The sequence below is a fragment of the Streptomyces viridosporus T7A genome, from assembly GCF_008704515.1.
GTDB classification, from domain to species: Bacteria; Actinomycetota; Actinomycetes; order Streptomycetales; family Streptomycetaceae; genus Streptomyces; species Streptomyces viridosporus.
In genome coordinates this window covers 4,345,247-4,363,768 of the sequence record NZ_CP023700.1, presented here as the reverse complement: position 1 = coordinate 4,363,768, position 18,522 = coordinate 4,345,247, and the positions used below count along the sequence as shown (strand labels likewise).

16 protein-coding genes are annotated in these 18,522 nt (G+C 72.5%); 7 read left to right on the top strand and 9 right to left on the bottom strand.

Translation table 11 applies throughout. The features are described 5' to 3' along the window. Positions 1–37 precede the first annotated feature (37 nt). Positions 38–826 (top strand): SAM-dependent methyltransferase, encoded by a 789-nt coding sequence (locus CP969_RS20245; RefSeq protein ID WP_016825433.1) that lies wholly within the window; start codon positions 38–40, stop codon positions 824–826. A gap of 16 nt (positions 827–842) precedes the next feature. Here CP969_RS20245 and CP969_RS20240 read toward each other — a convergent pair whose 3' ends face one another. Continuing rightward, the gene (locus tag CP969_RS20240) at positions 843–2,159 is read right to left on the bottom strand and encodes an MFS transporter (protein WP_004985772.1); all 1,317 of its coding nucleotides are present in this window, start codon (positions 2,157–2,159) and stop codon (positions 843–845) included. Then, positions 2,156–2,809 carry a GntR family transcriptional regulator gene (locus tag CP969_RS20235; RefSeq protein ID WP_004985774.1) on the bottom strand — a complete coding sequence of 218 codons (654 nt, stop codon included), beginning with the start codon at positions 2,807–2,809 and terminating at the stop codon, positions 2,156–2,158. Before CP969_RS20235 ends, CP969_RS20240 begins: the two co-directional genes overlap by 4 nt. 205 nt (positions 2,810–3,014) lie before the next feature. On the opposite strand from CP969_RS20235, the gene CP969_RS20230 reads away from it, so the two are divergent. Then, entirely contained in the window at positions 3,015–3,914 is a 900-nt protein-coding gene (locus tag CP969_RS20230; protein WP_004985779.1) for a D-alanyl-D-alanine carboxypeptidase family protein, read from the top strand. Between the two features lie 76 nt (positions 3,915–3,990). Here the strand turns inward: CP969_RS20230 and CP969_RS20225 are convergent, their stop codons facing one another. The 4 genes from CP969_RS20225 to pdhA form a co-directional block, all read right to left on the bottom strand. Next, on the bottom strand, positions 3,991–4,308 hold the full coding sequence (locus CP969_RS20225) for a hypothetical protein (protein ID WP_016825435.1): 318 nt from the start codon (positions 4,306–4,308) through the stop codon (positions 3,991–3,993). 450 nt (positions 4,309–4,758) lie between these two features. Next, positions 4,759–6,198 (bottom strand): dihydrolipoamide acetyltransferase family protein, encoded by a 1,440-nt coding sequence (locus tag CP969_RS20220; protein WP_016825437.1) that lies wholly within the window; start codon positions 6,196–6,198, stop codon positions 4,759–4,761. Between the two features lie 11 nt (positions 6,199–6,209). Further along, the gene (locus CP969_RS20215) at positions 6,210–7,187 is read right to left on the bottom strand and encodes an alpha-ketoacid dehydrogenase subunit beta (protein WP_150474950.1); all 978 of its coding nucleotides are present in this window, start codon (positions 7,185–7,187) and stop codon (positions 6,210–6,212) included. Position 7,188: 1 nt separating this feature from the next. Further along, the gene (gene pdhA / locus CP969_RS20210; RefSeq protein ID WP_016825438.1) at positions 7,189–8,433 is read right to left on the bottom strand and encodes a pyruvate dehydrogenase (acetyl-transferring) E1 component subunit alpha; all 1,245 of its coding nucleotides are present in this window, start codon (positions 8,431–8,433) and stop codon (positions 7,189–7,191) included. Positions 8,434–8,874: 441 nt separating this feature from the next. Between pdhA and CP969_RS20205 the strand changes: the two genes are divergently transcribed. Continuing rightward, positions 8,875–9,906 carry a phosphotransferase gene (locus tag CP969_RS20205; RefSeq protein WP_016825439.1) on the top strand — a complete coding sequence of 344 codons (1,032 nt, stop codon included), beginning with the start codon at positions 8,875–8,877 and terminating at the stop codon, positions 9,904–9,906. A 29-nt stretch (positions 9,907–9,935) separates the two neighbouring features. Here the strand turns inward: CP969_RS20205 and CP969_RS20200 are convergent, their stop codons facing one another. Next, entirely contained in the window at positions 9,936–11,585 is a 1,650-nt protein-coding gene (locus CP969_RS20200; RefSeq protein ID WP_004985792.1) for a protein kinase domain-containing protein, read from the bottom strand. A gap of 346 nt (positions 11,586–11,931) precedes the next feature. Here CP969_RS20200 and CP969_RS20195 point away from each other — a divergent pair, with 346 nt between their 5' ends. Then, positions 11,932–13,569 carry a protein kinase domain-containing protein gene (locus tag CP969_RS20195; RefSeq protein WP_004985793.1) on the top strand — a complete coding sequence of 546 codons (1,638 nt, stop codon included), beginning with the start codon at positions 11,932–11,934 and terminating at the stop codon, positions 13,567–13,569. A gap of 167 nt (positions 13,570–13,736) precedes the next feature. On the opposite strand, the gene CP969_RS20190 is transcribed toward CP969_RS20195, so the two are convergent. Continuing rightward, on the bottom strand, positions 13,737–14,276 hold the full coding sequence (locus CP969_RS20190; RefSeq protein WP_004985794.1) for a bacterial proteasome activator family protein: 540 nt from the start codon (positions 14,274–14,276) through the stop codon (positions 13,737–13,739). Positions 14,277–15,026: 750 nt separating this feature from the next. Here CP969_RS20190 and CP969_RS33890 point away from each other — a divergent pair. After that, on the top strand, positions 15,027–15,200 hold the full coding sequence (locus CP969_RS33890) for a hypothetical protein (RefSeq protein ID WP_016825440.1): 174 nt from the start codon (positions 15,027–15,029) through the stop codon (positions 15,198–15,200). 48 nt (positions 15,201–15,248) lie between these two features. Here CP969_RS33890 and CP969_RS20180 read toward each other — a convergent pair whose 3' ends face one another. Further along, entirely contained in the window at positions 15,249–16,232 is a 984-nt protein-coding gene (locus tag CP969_RS20180) for an NAD(P)H-quinone oxidoreductase (RefSeq protein WP_016825441.1), read from the bottom strand. Between the two features lie 264 nt (positions 16,233–16,496). Between CP969_RS20180 and CP969_RS20175 the strand changes: the two genes are divergently transcribed. Further along, positions 16,497–17,519 carry an ATP-binding cassette domain-containing protein gene (locus CP969_RS20175; protein ID WP_004985799.1) on the top strand — a complete coding sequence of 341 codons (1,023 nt, stop codon included), beginning with the start codon at positions 16,497–16,499 and terminating at the stop codon, positions 17,517–17,519. Then, positions 17,516–18,364 (top strand): ABC transporter permease, encoded by an 849-nt coding sequence (locus CP969_RS20170; RefSeq protein WP_004985801.1) that lies wholly within the window; start codon positions 17,516–17,518, stop codon positions 18,362–18,364. Before CP969_RS20175 ends, CP969_RS20170 begins: the two co-directional genes overlap by 4 nt. The last annotated feature ends 158 nt before the right edge of the window (positions 18,365–18,522 follow it).

The window sequence follows — 18,522 nt, the reverse complement described above, 5'->3', positions numbered from 1 at the left end:
CCGCGGGCCGGACCGTCGGCGCAGTAGCGTCCCGGCCATGACCGACCCGCGCCCCCGGCCCGACGCGCCGTCCACCGACCTCCCGCCCCGCCTCACCCGTCTCACCTTCCACGGCCCGCTCTCCGAGGCGCGGGCGGACCGCATGGTCGGACGGCTGGCCGGGACGGCGCCCCGGACCGTGCTCGACATCGGCTGCGGCTGGGGCGAACTGATGCTGCGCGTGCTGGCCGCGGTCCCCGGCGCGACCGGCACCGGCCTGGACCTGAACGCCGACGACCTGGCCCGCGGCCGCCGAAGCGCCGAGCGGCGGGGACTGGCGGACCGGGTCGCGTTCCTGGAGGAGTCCGCGCAGGACACCTCCCGGGGCCCCGCCGACCTGGTGCTGTGCGTCGGCTCCAGCCAGGCCCTCGGCCCAGTCGAACCGCCCCGTCACCTCCCCCGCGCCCTCGCCTCCCTGCGCCGCCTGGTCGGCGACGGCGGCCGGGTCCTGCTCGGCGAGGGCTTCTGGCAGCGCACCCCGACCGCGGCCGAACTGTCCGGCATGTGGCCGGGCGCCCGCGCCGACGACCACCCGGACCTCGCGACCCTGCTCGACCTGGCGGTGGCCGCCGGGTTCCGGCCGGAGTGGACGGAGACCGCGAGCCCCGACGAGTGGGAGGAGTTCGAGTCGGCGTACCGGGCGGACGCGGAGGTGTGGCTGGCCGGTCACGGCGACCATCCCCTGGCCGCCGAGACCCGCGAGCGGCTGGACCGGCACCGGGCGCGGTGGATGAGCTACCGCGGCGTGCTGGGCCTGGCGTACCTCACCCTCGTACCCGTGCGCTGAGCCGGTGCCGGTCCGCTCACGCGGGCACGTGCACCGTCTCCACCCGGCTGGCGACCAGCCGCTCCCGCTCCCTGCGCACCGCGCGACCGCGCAGCCGCAGGATCTGGACGACCCCGAGGGCCTGGAGCAGGAAGACGGCGGAGAAGGCGACGGTGTAGTCGCCCCCGGTGGCGTCCAGCAGCACACCGATCGCGAACAGGGTGGTCATGGAGGCGATGAAGCCGCCCATGTTGGTGATCCCGGAGGCCGTGCCCTGCCGCTCCGGCGGGTTCGCCGGGCGGGCGAAGTCGAAGCCGATCATCGAGGCCGGTCCGCAGGCCCCCAGCACCGTGCACAGCACGATCAGCAGCCACATCGGCGCGGTGTCGGCGGGGTGGGCCAGGGTGGCGGCCCACAGCAGCGCCGTCGCCGCCACCGTGCCGAGCGCCAGGGGCAGCCGCGCCCCGTGGTGCCGGGCGACGATCTGTCCGTAGACGAGGCCGACGGCCATGTTGGACAGCACGACCAGGGTGAGCAGCTCGCCGGCCGTGGCCCGGGACAGGCCCTGGGCCTCGACGAGGAACGGCATCCCCCACAGCAGCAGGAACACCATCGCCGGGAACTGGGTGGTGAAGTGCACCCACATCCCGAGCCGCGTCCCCGGCTCCCGCCAGGAGGCGGCGATCTGGCGGCGCACGTAGGCGGCGCCCTGGTGCGGGACGGGCTGCGGTTCGTGGCCCTCGGGGTGGTCCTTGAGGAACAGCACCAGCAGCACGAAGACCACGGCGCCGGCGAGCGCGCTGCCCGCGAACGCCGCCGTCCAGCCGACGCCGTGCAGCAGCCGGGCGATGACCAGCGTGGAGACGAGGTTGCCCGCCATGCCGGCCAGTCCCGCGAACTGCCCGACCAGCGGACCGCGCCGGGCCGGGAACCACCGGGTGCCCAGCCGCAGCACGCTGATGAACGTCAGCGCGTCCCCGCAGCCGAGCAGCGCGCGCGAGGCGAGCGCCATGCCGTACGTCGGGGAGAGCGCGAACCCGAGCTGCCCGGCCGTGAACAGCAGGGCGCCCAGGCCCAGCACCTTCTTGGTGCCGAGCCGGTCGACCAGCAGCCCGACGGGTATCTGCATGCCCGCGTAGACCAGCAGCTGGAGGATGGAGAACGTGGACAGGGCGGAGGCGTTGACGCCGAAGCGGTCGACGGCGTCGAGACCGGCCACGCCCAGGGAGGTCCGGAAGATGACGGCGACGAAGTAGACCGCCACGCCGACGCCCCACACGGCCAGCGCGCGCCGCCCGCCCGGGGGCTCACCGGGCAGGGAGCCGGCAGCCGGGCTCGCCTTGGTGTCGCTCATCGCACCTCCCCCCGGGCCAGGAGGGAGAGCCGGCCGACGTGCCGGCGGACGACCCCGACGGCCGCCTCCGGGTCGCCGGAGCGCAGCGTCTCGAGGATCTCCTCGTGCTCGGCGAGGGTCTTGGCGATGCGGTCGGGGTGGGAGTGCATCACGGCGACGCCCATGCGCAACTGGCGGTCGCGGAGCTGGTCGTAGAGGCGGGAGAGGATCTCGTTGCCGCCGCTGCGGACGATCTCGGCGTGGAAGCAGCGGTCGGTGACGGAGGCCGCGGCGAGGTCCCCGGCGGCGGCCTGCTCCTTCTGCCGGGCGAGCAGGTGCTCCAGTCGTTCGATGAGTCCGGGCGGCGCGGGCACGGCCTTCCGCGCGGCGTGCTCCTCGACGAGCAGCCGCGTCTCCACGACGTCGGCGATCTCCTGCGCGGAGACCGGCAGGACGAGGGCGCCCTTCTTCGGGTAGAGCTTGATCAGCCCCTCCGCCTCCAGCCGCAGCAGCGCCTCGCGCACCGGGGTGCGCGAGACCCCGACGTCCTCGGCCAGCTCCCCCTCGGTGAGCAGCGTCCCGCCCTCGTAACGGCGGTCCAGGACGCCCTGTTTGACGTGGACGTAGACGCGGTCGGCTGCGGGGGGTTGCTTCACGGGGGCCACACTCATGCCGACAGGATAGATACAACACGTACGCGTGGAAGTATTCGTCCACGATGCGGACCCCGAAGTCCTCCACAAGCCGGGAAATTCACCCGTCGGCCGCACAACCATCCTCGCCGCACAGGAGTCAGACTCGTGCGGCCCTTCATGCGCGGTCGCGCCTCAATCCGGCCGCACCGTACGGCCATTCAAGGTAATCGGGGTATTTGACTTGAAGAACGGCATTCAGGGCATCCGTCTCCGCAGAGCCACCGGCGTCGCCGTGACCACCGGCGCCGTGATCGCCTCCGGATTCCTCTACGCTGCGCCCGCGCAGGCCGCCGCCGCGCCCTCCATCGTCGCCAAGGGCGGCTTCGTGATGAACGACGCGAACGGCAAGTCGCTGTACACCAAGGCGGCGGACACGCGCCGCTCGACCGGTTCGACGACGAAGATCATGACCGCGAAGGTCGTGCTCGCGCAGAAGAACCTGAACCTGGACGCCAAGGTCACGATCCAGATGGCGTACAGCGACTACATCGTGTCGAAGAACGCCTCGTCCGCGCGCCTGATCGTCGGCGACAAGGTGACCGTGCGCCAGCTGCTGTACGGGCTGATGCTGCCGTCCGGCTGCGACGCCGCGTACGCGCTCGCCGACAAGTTCGGTACGGGCTCGACGCGTTCGGCCCGCGTGAAGTCGTTCATCGGCAAGATGAACGCGGAGGCGAAGAAGCTGGGGCTGAAGAACACCCACTTCGACTCGTTCGACGGCATCGGCAACGGCAAGAACTACTCCACGCCGCGCGACCTGACGAAGATCGCCAGCAGCGCGATGAAGAACTCCACGTTCCGCACGATCGTCAAGACGAAGAAGTACACGGCGAAGACGACCACGAAGACGGGCAGCACCCGCACGATGGCGCCGTGGACCAACACCAACACGCTGCTCAGCAACTACAGCGGCACGATCGGCGTGAAGACCGGCTCGGGCTCGACGTCCAAGTACTGCCTGGTCTTCGCGGCGACGCGGAACGGCAAGACGGTCATCGGCACGGTGCTCACCTCCTCCTCGGCCGCCCAGCGCGAGACGGACGCGAAGAAGCTCCTGGGCTACGGCTTCAGCAAGGTCTGATCCCCGCGGACACGCGCACACGCGGACGCACGCCCACGGGGGCTCACCGGTGCCGGTGGGCCCCCGTTCCGTGCGGTCAGGGGAGCACGTGGGACCAGAAGCGGGCCGCGTAGAACTTCGCTCCGGTGCGGACCGGGTCGGGGAGCCGGCTGAAGGACTCCGTGAAGTACCGGTCGTGCGGCCTGGTCGGGGAGGCGAAGCTCCACGCCCCGGTGACGTTGTCGTGCACGAGGCGGGTCTTCCACATCCCGTGGTCGGGGTTGCCGGCGTCCTCGCCCACCGTGTGGAGGATGCCCTCGGAGGCGCAGTCCGGCTGCAGGTCGTGACCCGTACCGGCGAAGGAGAGCGTCACCGGCCGCGAGAGCCCGGTGATGACGCCACCGCTGTTCGTCACCAGGCGGTAGGCGCGGAGTGCCTCGTCGCCGATCGCCGGCAGGAGTGCGTTGACGTCGTCCCCCCGGCACGCCGTGCGCGCCGGGGGAACCGGTGCTGATGCTGTCGGCGAACGACGTCGGCGGCAGGCCGCCGTGCGTGCTCGGCACGAACAGATCGACGCCGCCGCCGCCCTGGTGGCCGTCGCCCGTGGTCCCGGCCCCGCACGTCGCCGTGGGCCTGCTCCCGTAACGGGTGACGGACGCTCCCGGGGCGCTTCGGCCGGGAAGACCGCGCCCCCGGGGGGCTCACTTCGCGACGGCCCCCGCGAGGAACGCCGCCCGGGCGGACGCCCCATGAGGCGCCCTGAAACCGTGGAGATCGCCAGAACCGGTGGTATCTGTCAGGGGACTGGGACAACCGACGGAGCCGCCTCCCCCGTGTCGCGGGGGAGGCGGCTCCGTCGTCGTGTCTACGCCCAGGTGATCAGCCGCTTCGGCTGTTCCAGGATCGCGGCCACGTCGGCCAGGACCTTGGAGCCCAGTTCCCCGTCGACCAGGCGGTGGTCGAAGGACAGCGCCAGGGTGGTGACCTGACGGGGCTTCACCTTGCCCTTGTGGACCCACGGCTGGGGCTTGATCGCCCCGACCGCGAGGATCGCGGACTCGCCGGGGTTGAGGATCGGCGTGCCCGTGTCGACGCCGAAGACGCCGACGTTGGTGATGGTGACCGTGCCGCCCTGCATCGCGGACGGGGAGGTCTTGCCCTCCCGGGCCGTGGACACCAGTTCGCCCAGGGACTCGGCCAGTTGGGGCAGGGTCTTGGCGTGGGCGTCCTTGATGTTCGGGACGATCAGGCCGCGCGGGGTGGCCGCCGCGATGCCCAGGTTGACGTAGTGCTTGACCACGATCTCCTGGGCCGCCTCGTCCCAGGAGGCGTTGATCTCGGGGTTGCGCCGGATCGCGACCAGCAGGGCCTTGGCAATCAGCAGGAGGGGGTTCACCCGCAGGCCGCTGAACTCCTTGTCCTCCTTGAGCTCCTCGACCAGCTTCATCGTGCGGGTCACGTCGACCGTCACGAACTCCGTGACGTGCGGCGCGGTGAACGCCGAGCCGACCATCGCCGCCGCCGTGGCCTTGCGGACGCCCTTGACCGGGATGCGGGTCTCGCGGGCGGTGTCGTACGACACCGGCGCGGGTGCGGCGGCGGGCGCGACAGGTGCCGGGGCGGGGGCCTGGACCTCCGGCTCGGGAGCCTGCGTCGCGGAGACCGCCGCGTGGACGTCCTCGCGGGTGATGATGCCGTCCGGGCCGGTCGGAATGACCGTGGCCAGGTCGATGCCGAGGTCCTTCGCCAGCTTGCGCACCGGCGGCTTGGCCAGCGGGCGCTGCCGCGCCGCGGCCGGTTCGGCGACGGGCTCCGGGGCCGGCGTGCGGCCGTTCAGCTCCGCCTGGACGGACACCGCCGCCTGTCCGGCGGAGGCCTCCGGTGCGGCCTTGCGCGGGCGGCGGCGCGTGGCGGACGTCGCCACGCCGTAGCCGACCAGCACGGGCTGGCGGCCCGAGCCCTCGGCCTTCGGTTCCTGCGGTTCCTGCGGGGCCGACGCGGGCTCCGTCTCCGCCGCGGGGGCGCCGGCCGCCGGTGCCGCGCCGCCCGCGACCTCCACCGCGATGATGGACGTGCCCACGTCCACCGTGGTGCCCTCGGGGAAGTGCAGCGCGCGGACCACGCCGTCGTAGGGGATGGGCAGCTCGACGGCCGCCTTCGCCGTCTCGACCTCGCAGACCACCTGGCCGTCGGTGACCGTGTCACCCGGCTGGACGTACCACTTGAGGATCTCGGCCTCGGTCAGTCCCTCGCCCACGTCCGGCATCTTGAACTCGCGTACGGACGCGTTCGTCATCGTCGTCACGGCCCTCTCCCTCAGTACGCCAGCGCGCGGTCGACGGCGTCCAGCACCCGGTCCAGGTCCGGCAGGTAGGACTCCTCCAGCCTCGCCGGCGGGTACGGGGCGTGGTAACCGCCGACCCGCAGCACCGGGGCCTCCAGGTGGTAGAAGCAGCGCTCCGTGATCCGCGCGGCGATCTCCGCGCCGGAGCCGAAGAACACCGGGGCCTCGTGGACGACGACCAGACGGCGCGTCCTCTCCACCGACGCCTGGACCGCGTCGAAGTCGATCGGGGAGACCGAGCGCAGGTCCAGCACCTCCAGCGAGCGGCCCTCCTCGGCCGCCGCGGCCGCGACCTCCTGGCACAGCTTCACCATCGGGCCGTAGGCGGCCAGGGTGAGGTCCGTGCCCCCGCGGACCACGCGCGCGGTGTGCAGCGGACCGGGGATCGCCTCGGTGTCCACCTCGGCCTTGTCCCAGTAGCGCCGCTTGGGCTCGAAGAAGATCACCGGGTCGTCGCTCTGGATGGCCTGCTGCATCATCCAGTACGCGTCCGACGCGTCCGACGGCGAGACGATCTTCAGGCCCGCCACGTGCGCGAACAGGGCCTCGGGCGACTCGGAGTGGTGCTCCACCGCGCCGATGCCGCCGCCGTAGGGGATGCGGACCACGACCGGCAGCTTGACCTTGCCCAGCGAGCGGGCGTGCATCTTCGCGAGCTGCGTGACGATCTGGTCGTACGCCGGGAAGACGAAGCCGTCGAACTGGATCTCCACCACCGGCCGGTAGCCGCGCAGCGCCAGCCCGATCGCCGTGCCGACGATGCCCGACTCAGCCAGCGGGGTGTCGATGACGCGGCTCTCGCCGAAGTCCTTCTGCAGCCCGTCCGTCACCCGGAACACCCCGCCGAGCTTGCCGACGTCCTCGCCCATGATCAGGACCTTGGGGTCGGTGTCCAGGGCACGGCGCAGCGACTCGTTGATCGCCTTGGCCAGGGCCATCTTCTCCGCCATGTCACTTCCCCCCGTCCGCGTCGGCGAACGACGCCTGGTAGGCGGCGAACTGCGCCCGCTCCTCGTCCACGAGCGCGTGCCCGTCCGCGTACACGTTCTCGAAGATGGCGAAGAGGTCCGGGTCCGGCATGGCGCGGACCGCCTCGCGCACTCGTCTGCCCAACGTCTCGCTCTCGGTCTCCAGTTCCGCGAAGAACCCCTCGTCCGCGTGACCGGAGGACTCCAGGTAGCGGCGCAGGCGCAGGATCGGGTCCTTGGCCTCCCAGGCCAGCCGCTCCTCGTCGCCCCGGTACCGGGTGGGGTCGTCGGAGGTGGTGTGGGCGCCCATCCGATAGGTGAACGCCTCGACCAGCGTCGGGCCCTCACCGGCGCGGGCCCGCTCCAGGGCCCACTGGGTGACGGCCAGGTTGGCCAGGACGTCGTTGCCGTCCACCCGGACGCCGGGGAAGCCGAAGCCCTGCGCGCGCTGGTACAGCGGGACGCGGGACTGCTTCTCGGTGGGCTCGGAGATCGCCCACTGGTTGTTCTGGCAGAAGAACACCACGGGGGCGTTGTAGACCGCGGAGAAGGTGAAGGCCTCGGCCACGTCGCCCTGGCTGGAGGCGCCGTCGCCGAAGTAGGCGATGACCGCGCTGTCCGCGCCGTCCTTGGTGATGCCCATCGCGTAGCCCGTGGCGTGCAGCGCCTGGGAGCCGATGACGATCGTGTAGAGGTGGAAGTTGTTGCCGTTCGGGTCCCAGCCGCCGTTGTTGACGCCGCGGAACATGCCGAGCAGGTTGGTCGGGTCCACCCCGCGGCACCAGGCCACGCCGTGCTCGCGGTAGGTGGGGAAGACGTAGTCGTCGTCGCGCAGGGCCCGGCCGGAGCCGATCTGCGCCGCCTCCTGGCCGAGCAGCGAGGCCCACAGGCCCAGCTCGCCCTGGCGCTGCAGGGAGGTGGCCTCGGCGTCGAAGCGGCGGGTGAGCACCATGTCGCGGTACAGGCCGCGCAGCTCCTCGGCCGTGACGCCGGCGACGTACGGGTCGAACTCGGCGTTCTTGACCCGCTTGCCCTCGGGCGTCAGCAGCTGGACGAGGGAGGGCTCGGCGCTCTTCCCGGTGCTCTTCCCGGCGCCGGTGGCCTTCTTGGCGCCGGTGGCCTTCTTGGCGGCACCGGCGGTGCCTGCGGTGCGTTTGGCGCCGGTGGTGCCGGCCTTGGTCCCGGCGCTGCGTCGCGGTGTGCGCGCGGCAGTGCTCTCCACGGTCACGTGTGCTCCTCCGTCGGTCCGACCCCCGGGATTGCCGGTAGGCCTGGGATCCCCCCTGCTCGTTGAGAGCCGGGGGGAGCGGCTCACCTTTTCTCGGCCACCGGGCACGGGGTGGGTGCCGCTCGGCCGGGAACAGGCGTGACAGGTGCCCCGGCGAGCGACCTGCAACAAGCACGTTACCCAGAGTTCCACATTTCTGTGAAACCCCCTCTGACCTGCGTTTTTGCTTGGATTTCCAAGTAAATCCACAGGAGCTGGAAGGTGCGCTGGTCACAGCCTCGCAGGAGGCCGGAGCAACGGCACGTTATCCCGGCCACCCCGGGCACGGGAAGAGCCGCGCCCCACGACCGGCGTCGCTTCGAGCACCCTCGGTGATCATAAATGACCATGTGTGACAAGGCCCAGCTCAGAGACGCCGGGGGTTGCCCTAGCATCTGCCGCGTGTCGCCCCTCCGTGTACCACCCTCCGTACCGAACGCGCCCCCACTGGGCGCCCTGCTGCGCCGGTACGCCGCCGGCTCACCCCTCAGCTGCCGACCGGTCGACGAAGGCCTGCTCAACCGCGGCTACCGGCTGTGCACGACGCGCGGCCGGTTCTTCCTCAAGCACCACTTCGACCCGGAGACCGCCGATCCGGCGGCCATCGTCCGCCAGCACCGGGCCACCCGGCGCCTGGCCGACCTCGGGGTGCCGGTGGCCCCGCCGCTGGCCGGCCGGGACGGGCGCACCGTCGCGGTCGTCGGCGGCCACGCGTACGCCCTGCACCCGTGGGTCGACGGCCGGCACCGGCACGGCGGACAGCTCACGCCGGGCCAGTGCGGACGGCTGGGGTCGCTGCTGGGGGCGGTGCACGCCGGGCTGGAGCGCGTGATGCCGGCGCACGCGCGCACCGGCCCGGCCCCCGCGGAGAGCGCCGACCCGGCGGACACCTTCGCGCTCATCGACGACCTGCTCACCCGGGTGCGCCGGCACCGGCCCGCCGACTCCTTCGACGCCCTCGCCCGGCACCGCCTGCTCGAGCGCCGCGCCCTCCTGGAGCGGCACGCCGACCGGCGTCCGCCGCGCGGGGGCGCGGTGGGGTGGGTGCACGGGGACTTCCACCCGTTCAACGTGCTCTACCGGGGGGACGTGCCCGCCGCGATCGTCGACTGGGACCGGCTGGGCGTGCGGCCCCGCGCGGAGGAGGCCGTACGCGCCGCGGCGATCTTCTTCGTCCGGCCGACGGGCACGCTCGACCTGCGCAGGGTGCGGTCCTACGCGCGCGCGTACCGGCGCGCCTCGGGGGCGACGCCCTCCCAGTTGGCGGCGGCGGTGCACCGGGTGTGGTGGGAGCGCCTCAACGACTTCTGGATGCTCCGCTGGCACTACGAACGCGGTGACACCCGCGCGGACTCCCAGTTCCCGGCCACCGCGGCCCTGGCGGTGTGGTGGACCCGGGAGTACGACGCGGTGCGCGGGGCGTTCACGGGGTGAGGGACCGCCGCCCCGCGGGGGGGGGCGGGTCAGCCGCCCACGGCTCCGGTCACCCCGGGCTCGCCGGCCGCTCCGCCCACGTCCGCGCCGCCGGCGTCGGCGCCGCCGTTGTTCGCCCCGCCGTTGTTCGCGCCACCGGGGTTCGTGCCCCCGGTGTCCGTACCGCCGGTGTCCGTGCCCCCGGCGTCGGTGCCGCCGGTGTCGGTGCCGCCCGTCTCGGTCGGCTGCGTGGGCGGCGGCGTGTTGCTCGGCTCCTCGGTCTGCGGCTGCGACGGCGTCTGGGACGGGGTGTACGACCGGTCCCAGTTGCCGCCGGAGCCGTTGCCGTTGCCGGTGCCGGTGCCGGGGTTCTGGCCGGTCGGCTCCTCGGTCTCCTCGTCGCTCGGGGACTCGCTGGCCGGGTCGTCCTCGGTGGACTGCGAGACGGACGGCGACGTGGCGGGCTCCTTCTTGTCGCCGCCCCCGCCACCGGTGTTCAGCGCCAGTGCGACGCCCGCCGTGACGGCGATCACCGCGAGCACCGCGAGGATCCACAGCTTGCCGCGCCCGCTGCCCTGGTTGCCGTGGCCCTCGAAGCCGCCGTCGTCCCCGCTGCCGTACCCGGCGGGCAGGATCGGCTGCGGGATCGCCGCCGTGCCGGAGACGTCCGGGTGCGGCATCACGGTCGTGCCCGCGAAGCCCGCCGCCGGGGTGTGCCGGCCCTCGTGGGCCTCCACCGGGCCGGTGTTCCAGGTGCCGGTGTGGCCGCCCTGCTCGTAGAGCATCTGCAGCGCGTACTGGACCAGCCCGCGCATCTCCTCGGCCGTCTGGAAACGGTCGTCGGGGTCCTTGGCCAGGGAGCGCATCACCATCCCGTCCAGCTCGGGCGGGCAGGCGTCCGAGACCTCCGAGGGGGGCGTCGGGATGTCCTGGACGTGCTGGTAGACCACCGACAGCGGCGTCTCCCCGGTGAACGGGGGCCGCAGCGCCAGCAGTTCGTACAGCATGCAGCCGGTGGCGTACAGGTCGGAGCGGTGGTCGACGGCCTTGCCGAGCGCCTGCTCCGGCGAGAGGTACTGCGGGGTGCCCATGACCATGCCGGTCTGCGTCATCGTGGTGGACGCGCCGTGCATCGCGCGGGCGATGCCGAAGTCCATCACCTTCACGGCGCCGTTGTTGGTGATGATGACGTTGGCGGGCTTGATGTCGCGGTGCACGATGTTGTGCTGGTGCGAGTAGGCCAGTGCCTCCAGCACGCCCGAGACGATGATCAGCGCCTGCTCGGGGCCCGGTGCCTCGGCGTTCATCAGCAGGTCGCGGATGGTGCGGCCCTCGACCAGCTCCATCACGATGTACGGGACCGCCTGGCCGCCGACGGTGTCCTCGCCGGAGTCGTACACGGCGACGATGGCATGGTGGTTGAGGCCGGCCACCGACTGCGCCTCGCGCGTGAAGCGGGCCTTGGAGGTCGGGTCCTCGGCGAGGTCGGAGCGCAGCAGCTTGACGGCGACCGTGCGCCCGAGCCGCACGTCCTCGGCCGCGAACACCTCGGCCATGCCGCCCCGGCCGAGTCTGTGCGTCAACCGGTACCGGCCGTCGCCGACGAGCCCGCCGTTGCCCCAGGTCTCCGGCGCGTCCGACATGCCGCCGCCAGTCGCCTCGGGGTCGGACGGGCCCTGAGCGCGCTGCTGCTGTGCCATCAGTCCTCGCCGTCGTTTCTGCCCGCGGTGCGCGCGGTGTTGTCACGGTCTCCGTCGGCCACGCTACAGCCTCCGCGCAAGCCTCCGGTCCGGGACGGGCTGCCGGAACCGGCACGAGACGGACCGGCCATGAAACCCGCTCTCCGTACTGTCGTGCAAATTCTGCGTACCGCTCGCGCGACCCCTGTAACGCTTCCGCGACACTTCTTTCGCGTACGGTCACGGAACGGGCCCCGTGCTTGACGTGCCGATGGCCTGGGGCAGACTTGGCCGGGAATAGCACAGGGGATCTACGACGGGTCGGTCACCGAAGGCGGCGCCGGAGAGGCTACGGGGGACGCGGAACATGAGCCAGGACGGCGCACAGGGCCACAACGCGGGGCGGGCTCTCGCCGGCGGGCGGTACCAACTGCGGGACCTGCTCGGTCAGGGCGGCATGGCCTCGGTGCACCTCGCCTACGACAGCGTGCTCGACCGCCAGGTCGCCATCAAGACGTTGCACACGGAACTCGGCCGGGAACAGGCCTTCCGCGAGCGCTTCCGCCGCGAGGCCCAGTCCGTGGCGAAGCTCACGCACACCAACATCGTGTCGGTCTTCGACACCGGCGAGGACGACGTCAACGGCATGACGACGCCGTACATCGTCATGGAGTACGTCGAGGGCCGCCCGCTGGGCTCGGTGCTCGACGAGGACGTGCGCCAGTACGGCGCGATGCCCGCCGACAAGGCGCTGAAGATCACCGCGGACGTGCTGGCGGCCCTGGAGATCAGCCACGAGATGGGGCTGGTCCACCGGGACATCAAGCCGGGCAACGTGATGATGACCAAGCGCGGCGTGGTCAAGGTGATGGACTTCGGCATCGCCCGCGCCATGCAGTCCGGCGTGACGTCGATGACGCAGACCGGCATGGTCGTCGGCACCCCGCAGTACCTCTCGCCGGAGCAGGCGCTCGGCCGGGGCGTGGACGCGCGCAGCGACCTGTACTCGGTCGGCATCATGCTGTTCCAGTTGGTCACCGGGCGGCTGCCGTTCGAGGCGGACTCGCCGCTGGCCATCGCGTACGCGCACGTGCAGGAGGAGCCCCCGACGGCGTCCTCGATCAACCGTTCGCTGCCGCCGGCCGTGGACGCGCTGATCACCCGCGCGCTGAAGAAGAACCCGAACGAGCGTTTCCCCAGCGCGGAGGCCATGCGCGGCGAGTGCCTGCGGGTGGCGCAGTCCTTCCGGGCGGCCCCGCCGAGCATCGTCCCGGGCACCCAGACGCCCAGTGGCGCGGGCGTCGGCTCCGCGGTGTTCCCGCCGGTCGACCAGACGAACCCGGCGTCCGCGGGCAACGTCCACACTCCGTACCAGCCGGCCCCGCACCCGAACCCGTACGGCGCCCCGGCGCCGTCCCCCGCGTACGGGTATCCGCAGCAGGGCGGCTACGGGACACCGCCCGCCCCGTCGGCGTACTCCCCGCACCAGGGTCCGTCGACCCCGCCGCCGTACACCCTCGCGCCCCAGACCTCGGTCCAGGGCGGCCCGGGCGGCGGCCGGAACAACAAGCCGGTGGTCATCGGCTCGATCGTCGTGTCCCTCCTCGCCGTCGGCGGCCTGATCGCGGCGCTGACGCTGAACGGCGGAGGCGAGGAGAACCAGGGCGGGGGCGCCGCGCCGTCGGCGTCGACGAGCGGCAAGGCGGAGGGCTACCGCGGGCCGGACACGACGAAGACGATCGACCAGGACGAGTGCGAGGAGCCGCGGGAGTCGCACAACGACCCCGACAAGATCCAGATCCCGAACTTCAAGTTCAAGAACATCAAGTCGGTCAAGGAGTGCTTCCAGGCGGCCGGCTGGCAGTACGAGGTCATCCCCGTCGACGAGAACACCTACGGCGACGGCGCGGTCATGAGGCAGATCCCGAGCGCCGACACGGATGTCGACGAGGACGACGTGCCCAAGATCCAGCTCTACGTCTCGACGGGCAACCCCCCTCAGTGACCCGGGAGGCCGCCCCGGCCCGGTGATCCGGACGGGACCGCGGCCCTCCGGCCCCCGGCGATCGCCGCAGGCGTCCCGCCCTCCCGGCGCCCCGGTGACCGGCGGTCACCGGGGCGGTGTCCCGTCGTCGGCCGGACACGAGTCCGGCCGTACGCCCGGAGCCCCCTCTAGAGGTACGGTCCGCCCGAGCGGGTGCCCGGGTGGGGGTCGTCGTGGCCGTCGCCGATGCCGGGCGGCAGGGCGCGGCGCATCTGTTCCAGCTGGGCGCGTGCGGCCATCTGCTGGGCGAAGAGCGTGGTCTGGATCCCGTGGAACAGGCCCTCCAGCCAGCCCACCAGCTGGGCCTGCGCGATCCGCAGTTCGGCGTCGCTCGGGGTCGCCTCGTCCGTGAAGGGCAGGGAGAGCCGCTCCAGCTCCTCGACCAGCTCGGGTGCCAGACCGTCCTCCAGCTCCTTCACCGAGCTGGCGTGGATCTCCTTGAGCCGGGCCCGGCTGGCCTCGTCCAGAGGAGCGGCGCGCACCTCCTCCAGCAGCTGCTTGATCATGCTGCCGATCCGCATGACCTTCGCGGGCTGCTCCACCTGCTCCGTCACCGGTGTCTCACGGGAGTCCTCGTCCCCGGCGCCGCCACCGAGCGCCATACCGTCCTGGCCCACGACCAGGATCTGCGGCTTCTCCGGCGACCGTTCGTTCCTCGGCATCTCCATACCGTCATTCTCTCGCACCCCGTCGGCTCCCCGTGGCGGCGCCCCCCCCGGAGGGACCCGTTCCACCGTGCCGGAGCGGCCGGACGCGCCGCCCCGTCCTCGGGTCACCCCGGCGGACGCACCGGAAATGCCGTTTCCGCGGGGGAATGCCAGGCTGTTGGCGTCCATCCGTCCCATCTGGCCGACGGTGTGCACGAGCACCGGTCGGCACGGGAGGTCACGGCCATGACGTCATGGCTGCGCACAAGGGGGGCGACGAGGGCGGGGGTCGCCCTGCGGGTGGGGGTCGCCCTGGGAGCGGGCGTCACCCTGGCAACGGGGGCGGTGGCGATGCCGTACGGCTCCGCCGTGACGCCCTTCGGCCCTCCCGCGGCACACGCGGCGGAGGGGCCGCCGGGCTCCGACACCGGGCGGGGCGCCCACCCCGTGTCCCGCTCTCCCTCGCCCTCCTCCTCGGCTTCCCCCTTCTCTCCCACTCCCCCTGCTCCCCCTCCCCCCGGTGAACCGTCCCGGGCCGGGAGCCGGGCCGGGGAGGGGCGGGAACGGCCCGGGCGGCGGGAGACGGCCGAGGAGGCTCCGCGCGACACGTGGCAGTGGAAGGGGCACGCCCCGGGCGAGGCGGACGGCGAGGGTCCGGACGCCGGGGCCGGGAGGCCGGACGCGGCGGACGTCGGCGGCCGGCCCGACGCACCGCGCGAGGGGGACGACGGCACCGCCCCGCGGGCGCCGGCGTCGCAGGAAGCGGTTCCCGTGTCCTCCGCCCCGGAGCGGACGTCCGCGCCGGACTCCGTCACGAGCGCCGAACGCCCCGTCGAACCCGTCCTGCGGATCCTGCCGCTCGGCAGCGGGCTGATGCTCATCGGCCTCGGTCTGGGGCTCGCCATCATCGCGCTGCGCATGCGCCAGGGCGGCGGCCTGTCCTGACCCGGCCCGGGAGCGGTCGCCCCGGGCCGGGCCCACGGCCGGCGCCGCTCAGTCCGCCACGACCAGCAGCACCTTTCCGATGTGACCGCTGTCCTCCACGACCCGGTGGGCGGCGGCCGCGTCCGGCATCGGGATCTCCCGGTCGACGACGGGACGGACGTGGCCGTCGGCGACGAGCGGCCACACGTGTTCCCGTACGGCCGCCACGATCGCCGCCTTCTCCTCCAGCGGCCGGGCCCGCAGCGAGGTCGCGCTGATGGCGGCGCGCTTGCGCAGGAGGGCGCCGATGTCCAGCTCGCCCTTGACGCCGCCCTGCATGCCGATGATCGCGAGCCGGCCGTTGACGGCGAGGGCCCGGACGTTGCGGTCCAGGTACTTGGCCCCCATGTTGTCCAGGATGACGTCCGCGCCGGCACCGTCGGTGGCCCGCTCCAGCTCGGCGACGAAGTCCTGCTCGCGGTAGTTGATCAGGATGTCGGCGCCGAGCTCGGCGCAGCGGTCCAGCTTCTCCTTGGTCCCCGCCGTGACGGCGACCCTGGCGCCGACGGCCTTGGCGAGCTGGATCGCCATGGTGCCGATGCCGCTGGAGCCGCCGTGCACGAGGAGGGTCTCGCCGGGACGGAGGTGGGCGACCATGAAGACGTTCGACCAGACCGTGCAGACGACCTCCGGGAGCGCCGCCGCCCGCTTGAGGTCGAGCCCCGCGGGGACGGGCAGCAGCTGACCGGCCGGGACGGCCACCTTCTCGGCGTAGCCGCCACCGGCCAGCAGCGCGCAGACCTCGTCGCCGACGGCCCACCCGCCCACGCCGGGTCCGACCGCGGCGATCCGTCCGGAGCACTCCAGGCCGGGGTACGGGGAGGCGCCGGGCGGGGGGTCGTAGAAGCCCTGCCGCTGGAGGATGTCGGCCCGGTTGACGGCCCCGGCCACCACCTCGACCAGGACCTCGCCCTCACCGGGCACGGGATCGGGGACCTCGTCCCACACCAGCGCCTCGGGTCCACCGGGTTCGGGAATCGTGATCGCATGCATGAGGGGGACGGTACTCCTGGGGCCGGGGCTCCGGGGAAGGACTCCCGGGGGCGGGGTCCGGGGAAAGGCTTCTGCGGGCGGGACGTCCGGGGAAGGACTCCCGGGCCGGGACGGAGGGCCCGGGTCGCGCGTTCCGCTCCCGGGGGCGGGGTCCGCGTCGGCCGTGGGACCGGTTCGCGGGAAGAACGGGTGCGGGAGCGATGAGTTCGCACGACGGCGACGGTCTCTCCTGGCGTAGCCCACGCACGCGGAAGGACCCGAAGCATGAGCACGCAGACGTCCGGCCTGGCGATCGAGACCGCCGGCCTGGTCAAGACCTTCGGTGAGACCCGGGCCGTCGACGGGGTCGACCTCGCCGTACCGGCCGGCACGGTGTACGGGGTCCTCGGACCGAACGGCGCCGGCAAGACCACCACCGTGAAGATGCTCGCCACCCTCCTGCGTCCGGACGGCGGCGAAGCCCATGTCTTCGGCCACGACATCGTGCGCGAGGCCGACGAGGTGCGCGGCCGGGTGAGCCTCACCGGCCAGTACGCCTCCGTGGACGAGGACCTCACCGGCACCGAGAACCTGGTCCTGCTGGGCCGGCTCCTGGGGCACGGCAAGTCCGCCGCCCGCGTCCGTGCCGCCCGGCTCCTGGAGGCCTTCGGACTCACGGAAGCGGCCGGGAAGCAGGTCAAGCACTACTCCGGGGGCATGCGACGGCGCATCGACATCGCCGCGTCCATCCTCAACACCCCCGACCTGCTGTTCCTCGACGAGCCCACGACCGGTCTGGACCCGCGCAGCCGCAACCAGGTGTGGGACATCGTGCGCGCGGTCGTCGCCCAGGGCACGACCGTGCTGCTGACCACCCAGTACCTGGACGAGGCCGACCAACTGGCGTCCCGGATCGCCGTCATCGACCACGGCAGGGTGATCGCCGAGGGCACCAAGGGCGAGCTGAAGGCGTCCGTCGGTGCCGGCTCCGTCCATCTGCGGCTGCGGGACCCCGATCAACGGCCGCTCGCCGCGGACCTGCTGCGCCGCGTCCTCGACGCACAGGTGCAGGACGAATCCGACCCGGTGGCGCTGACCGCCCGCCTCGGTGCGGCCGCGAGCCGCGACACCGCCGCCGAACAGGCCGCCCGCGCGCTGGGCGAACTGGCCCGCGCCGGCGTCACCGTCGACAACTTCTCCCTCGGCCAGCCCAGCCTGGACGAGGTGTTCCTCGCCCTCACCGGCCACGACACCCACGCATCCGGCTCCGGCCGTTCCCACGACCCGAAGGACGAGGTGGCTGCATGAGCACCGCGACGACCACCGAGAGCACCGAACTCGCCCCGGTCCGCGCCGATTCCCTCGCCGAGCTGCTGGTCGCCGAGGAGCGCCCGCCCCGGCCCAGCGCCTGGTCGGCCTCGATGACCTTCGGCTGGCGCGCGGTTTTGAAGATCAAGCACGTGCCGGAGCAGCTCTTCGACGTCACCGCGTTCCCGATCATGATGGTGCTGATGTACACCTACCTGTTCGGCGGGGCGCTGGCCGGGTCGCCGAAGGAGTACATCCAGTTCCTGCTGCCGGGTGTCCTGGTGATGTCGGTCGTGATGATCACGATGTACACCGGTGTCTCGGTCAACACGGACATCGAGAAGGGCGTCTTCGACCGGTTCCGCACCCTGCCGATCTGGCGGCCGTCGACGATGGTCGGCTATCTGCTCGGCGACGCCCTGCGCTACACCATCGCGTCCGTCGTGATCCTGACCGTCGGCATGGTCCTCGGCTACCGGCCCGACGGCGGGGTCGCCGGCGTGCTCGTCGGCATCGCGCTGCTGGTGGCGTTCGCGTTCGCGTTCTCGTGGATCTGGACGATGTTCGGGCTCATGCTGCGCACCGAGAAGTCGGTGATGGGCGTCAGCATGATGGTGATCTTCCCGCTCACCTTCCTGTCCAATGTCTTCGTCGACCCGAGGACCATGCCGGGCTGGCTCCAGGCGTTCGTCAACAACAGCCCCGTCACCCACCTCGCGTCCGCGGTGCGCGGAGTGATGGCGGGCGACTGGCCGGCGGACGAGATCGCCTGGTCACTGGGGTGGGCGGGTCTGTTCGTGCTGGTCTTCGGGCCGATCACGATGCGGCTCTACAACCGCAAGTGACGGCAGCCGCACCCGACACGGCTCCACGACCACCGGGGAACGCACGACCACCGGGAACACACGACCGCCGAAAACGCGCGCACGACCACCAGAGCGCACGACCGCCGGAAACGCGCGCACGACCACCGGGAACGCAGGGGGCGTCGGGCCCGCGGGCC

Excerpts from the sequence above, each read along its gene's own strand:
- CP969_RS20245 (WP_016825433.1), top strand. The coding sequence starts at position 38 with ATGACCGACCCGCGCCCCCGGCCCGACGCGCCGTCCACCGACCTCCCG.
- CP969_RS20240 (WP_004985772.1), bottom strand. The coding sequence starts at position 2,159 with ATGAGCGACACCAAGGCGAGCCCGGCTGCCGGCTCCCTGCCCGGTGAG.
- CP969_RS20235 (WP_004985774.1), bottom strand. The coding sequence starts at position 2,809 with ATGAGTGTGGCCCCCGTGAAGCAACCCCCCGCAGCCGACCGCGTCTAC.
- CP969_RS20215 (WP_150474950.1), bottom strand. The coding sequence starts at position 7,187 with ATGGCGGAGAAGATGGCCCTGGCCAAGGCGATCAACGAGTCGCTGCGC.
- CP969_RS20200 (WP_004985792.1), bottom strand. The coding sequence starts at position 11,585 with ATGGCACAGCAGCAGCGCGCTCAGGGCCCGTCCGACCCCGAGGCGACT.
- CP969_RS20195 (WP_004985793.1), top strand. The coding sequence starts at position 11,932 with ATGAGCCAGGACGGCGCACAGGGCCACAACGCGGGGCGGGCTCTCGCC.
- CP969_RS20190 (WP_004985794.1), bottom strand. The coding sequence starts at position 14,276 with ATGGAGATGCCGAGGAACGAACGGTCGCCGGAGAAGCCGCAGATCCTG.
- CP969_RS20180 (WP_016825441.1), bottom strand. The coding sequence starts at position 16,232 with ATGCATGCGATCACGATTCCCGAACCCGGTGGACCCGAGGCGCTGGTG.
- CP969_RS20175 (WP_004985799.1), top strand. The coding sequence starts at position 16,497 with ATGAGCACGCAGACGTCCGGCCTGGCGATCGAGACCGCCGGCCTGGTC.
- CP969_RS20170 (WP_004985801.1), top strand. The coding sequence starts at position 17,516 with ATGAGCACCGCGACGACCACCGAGAGCACCGAACTCGCCCCGGTCCGC.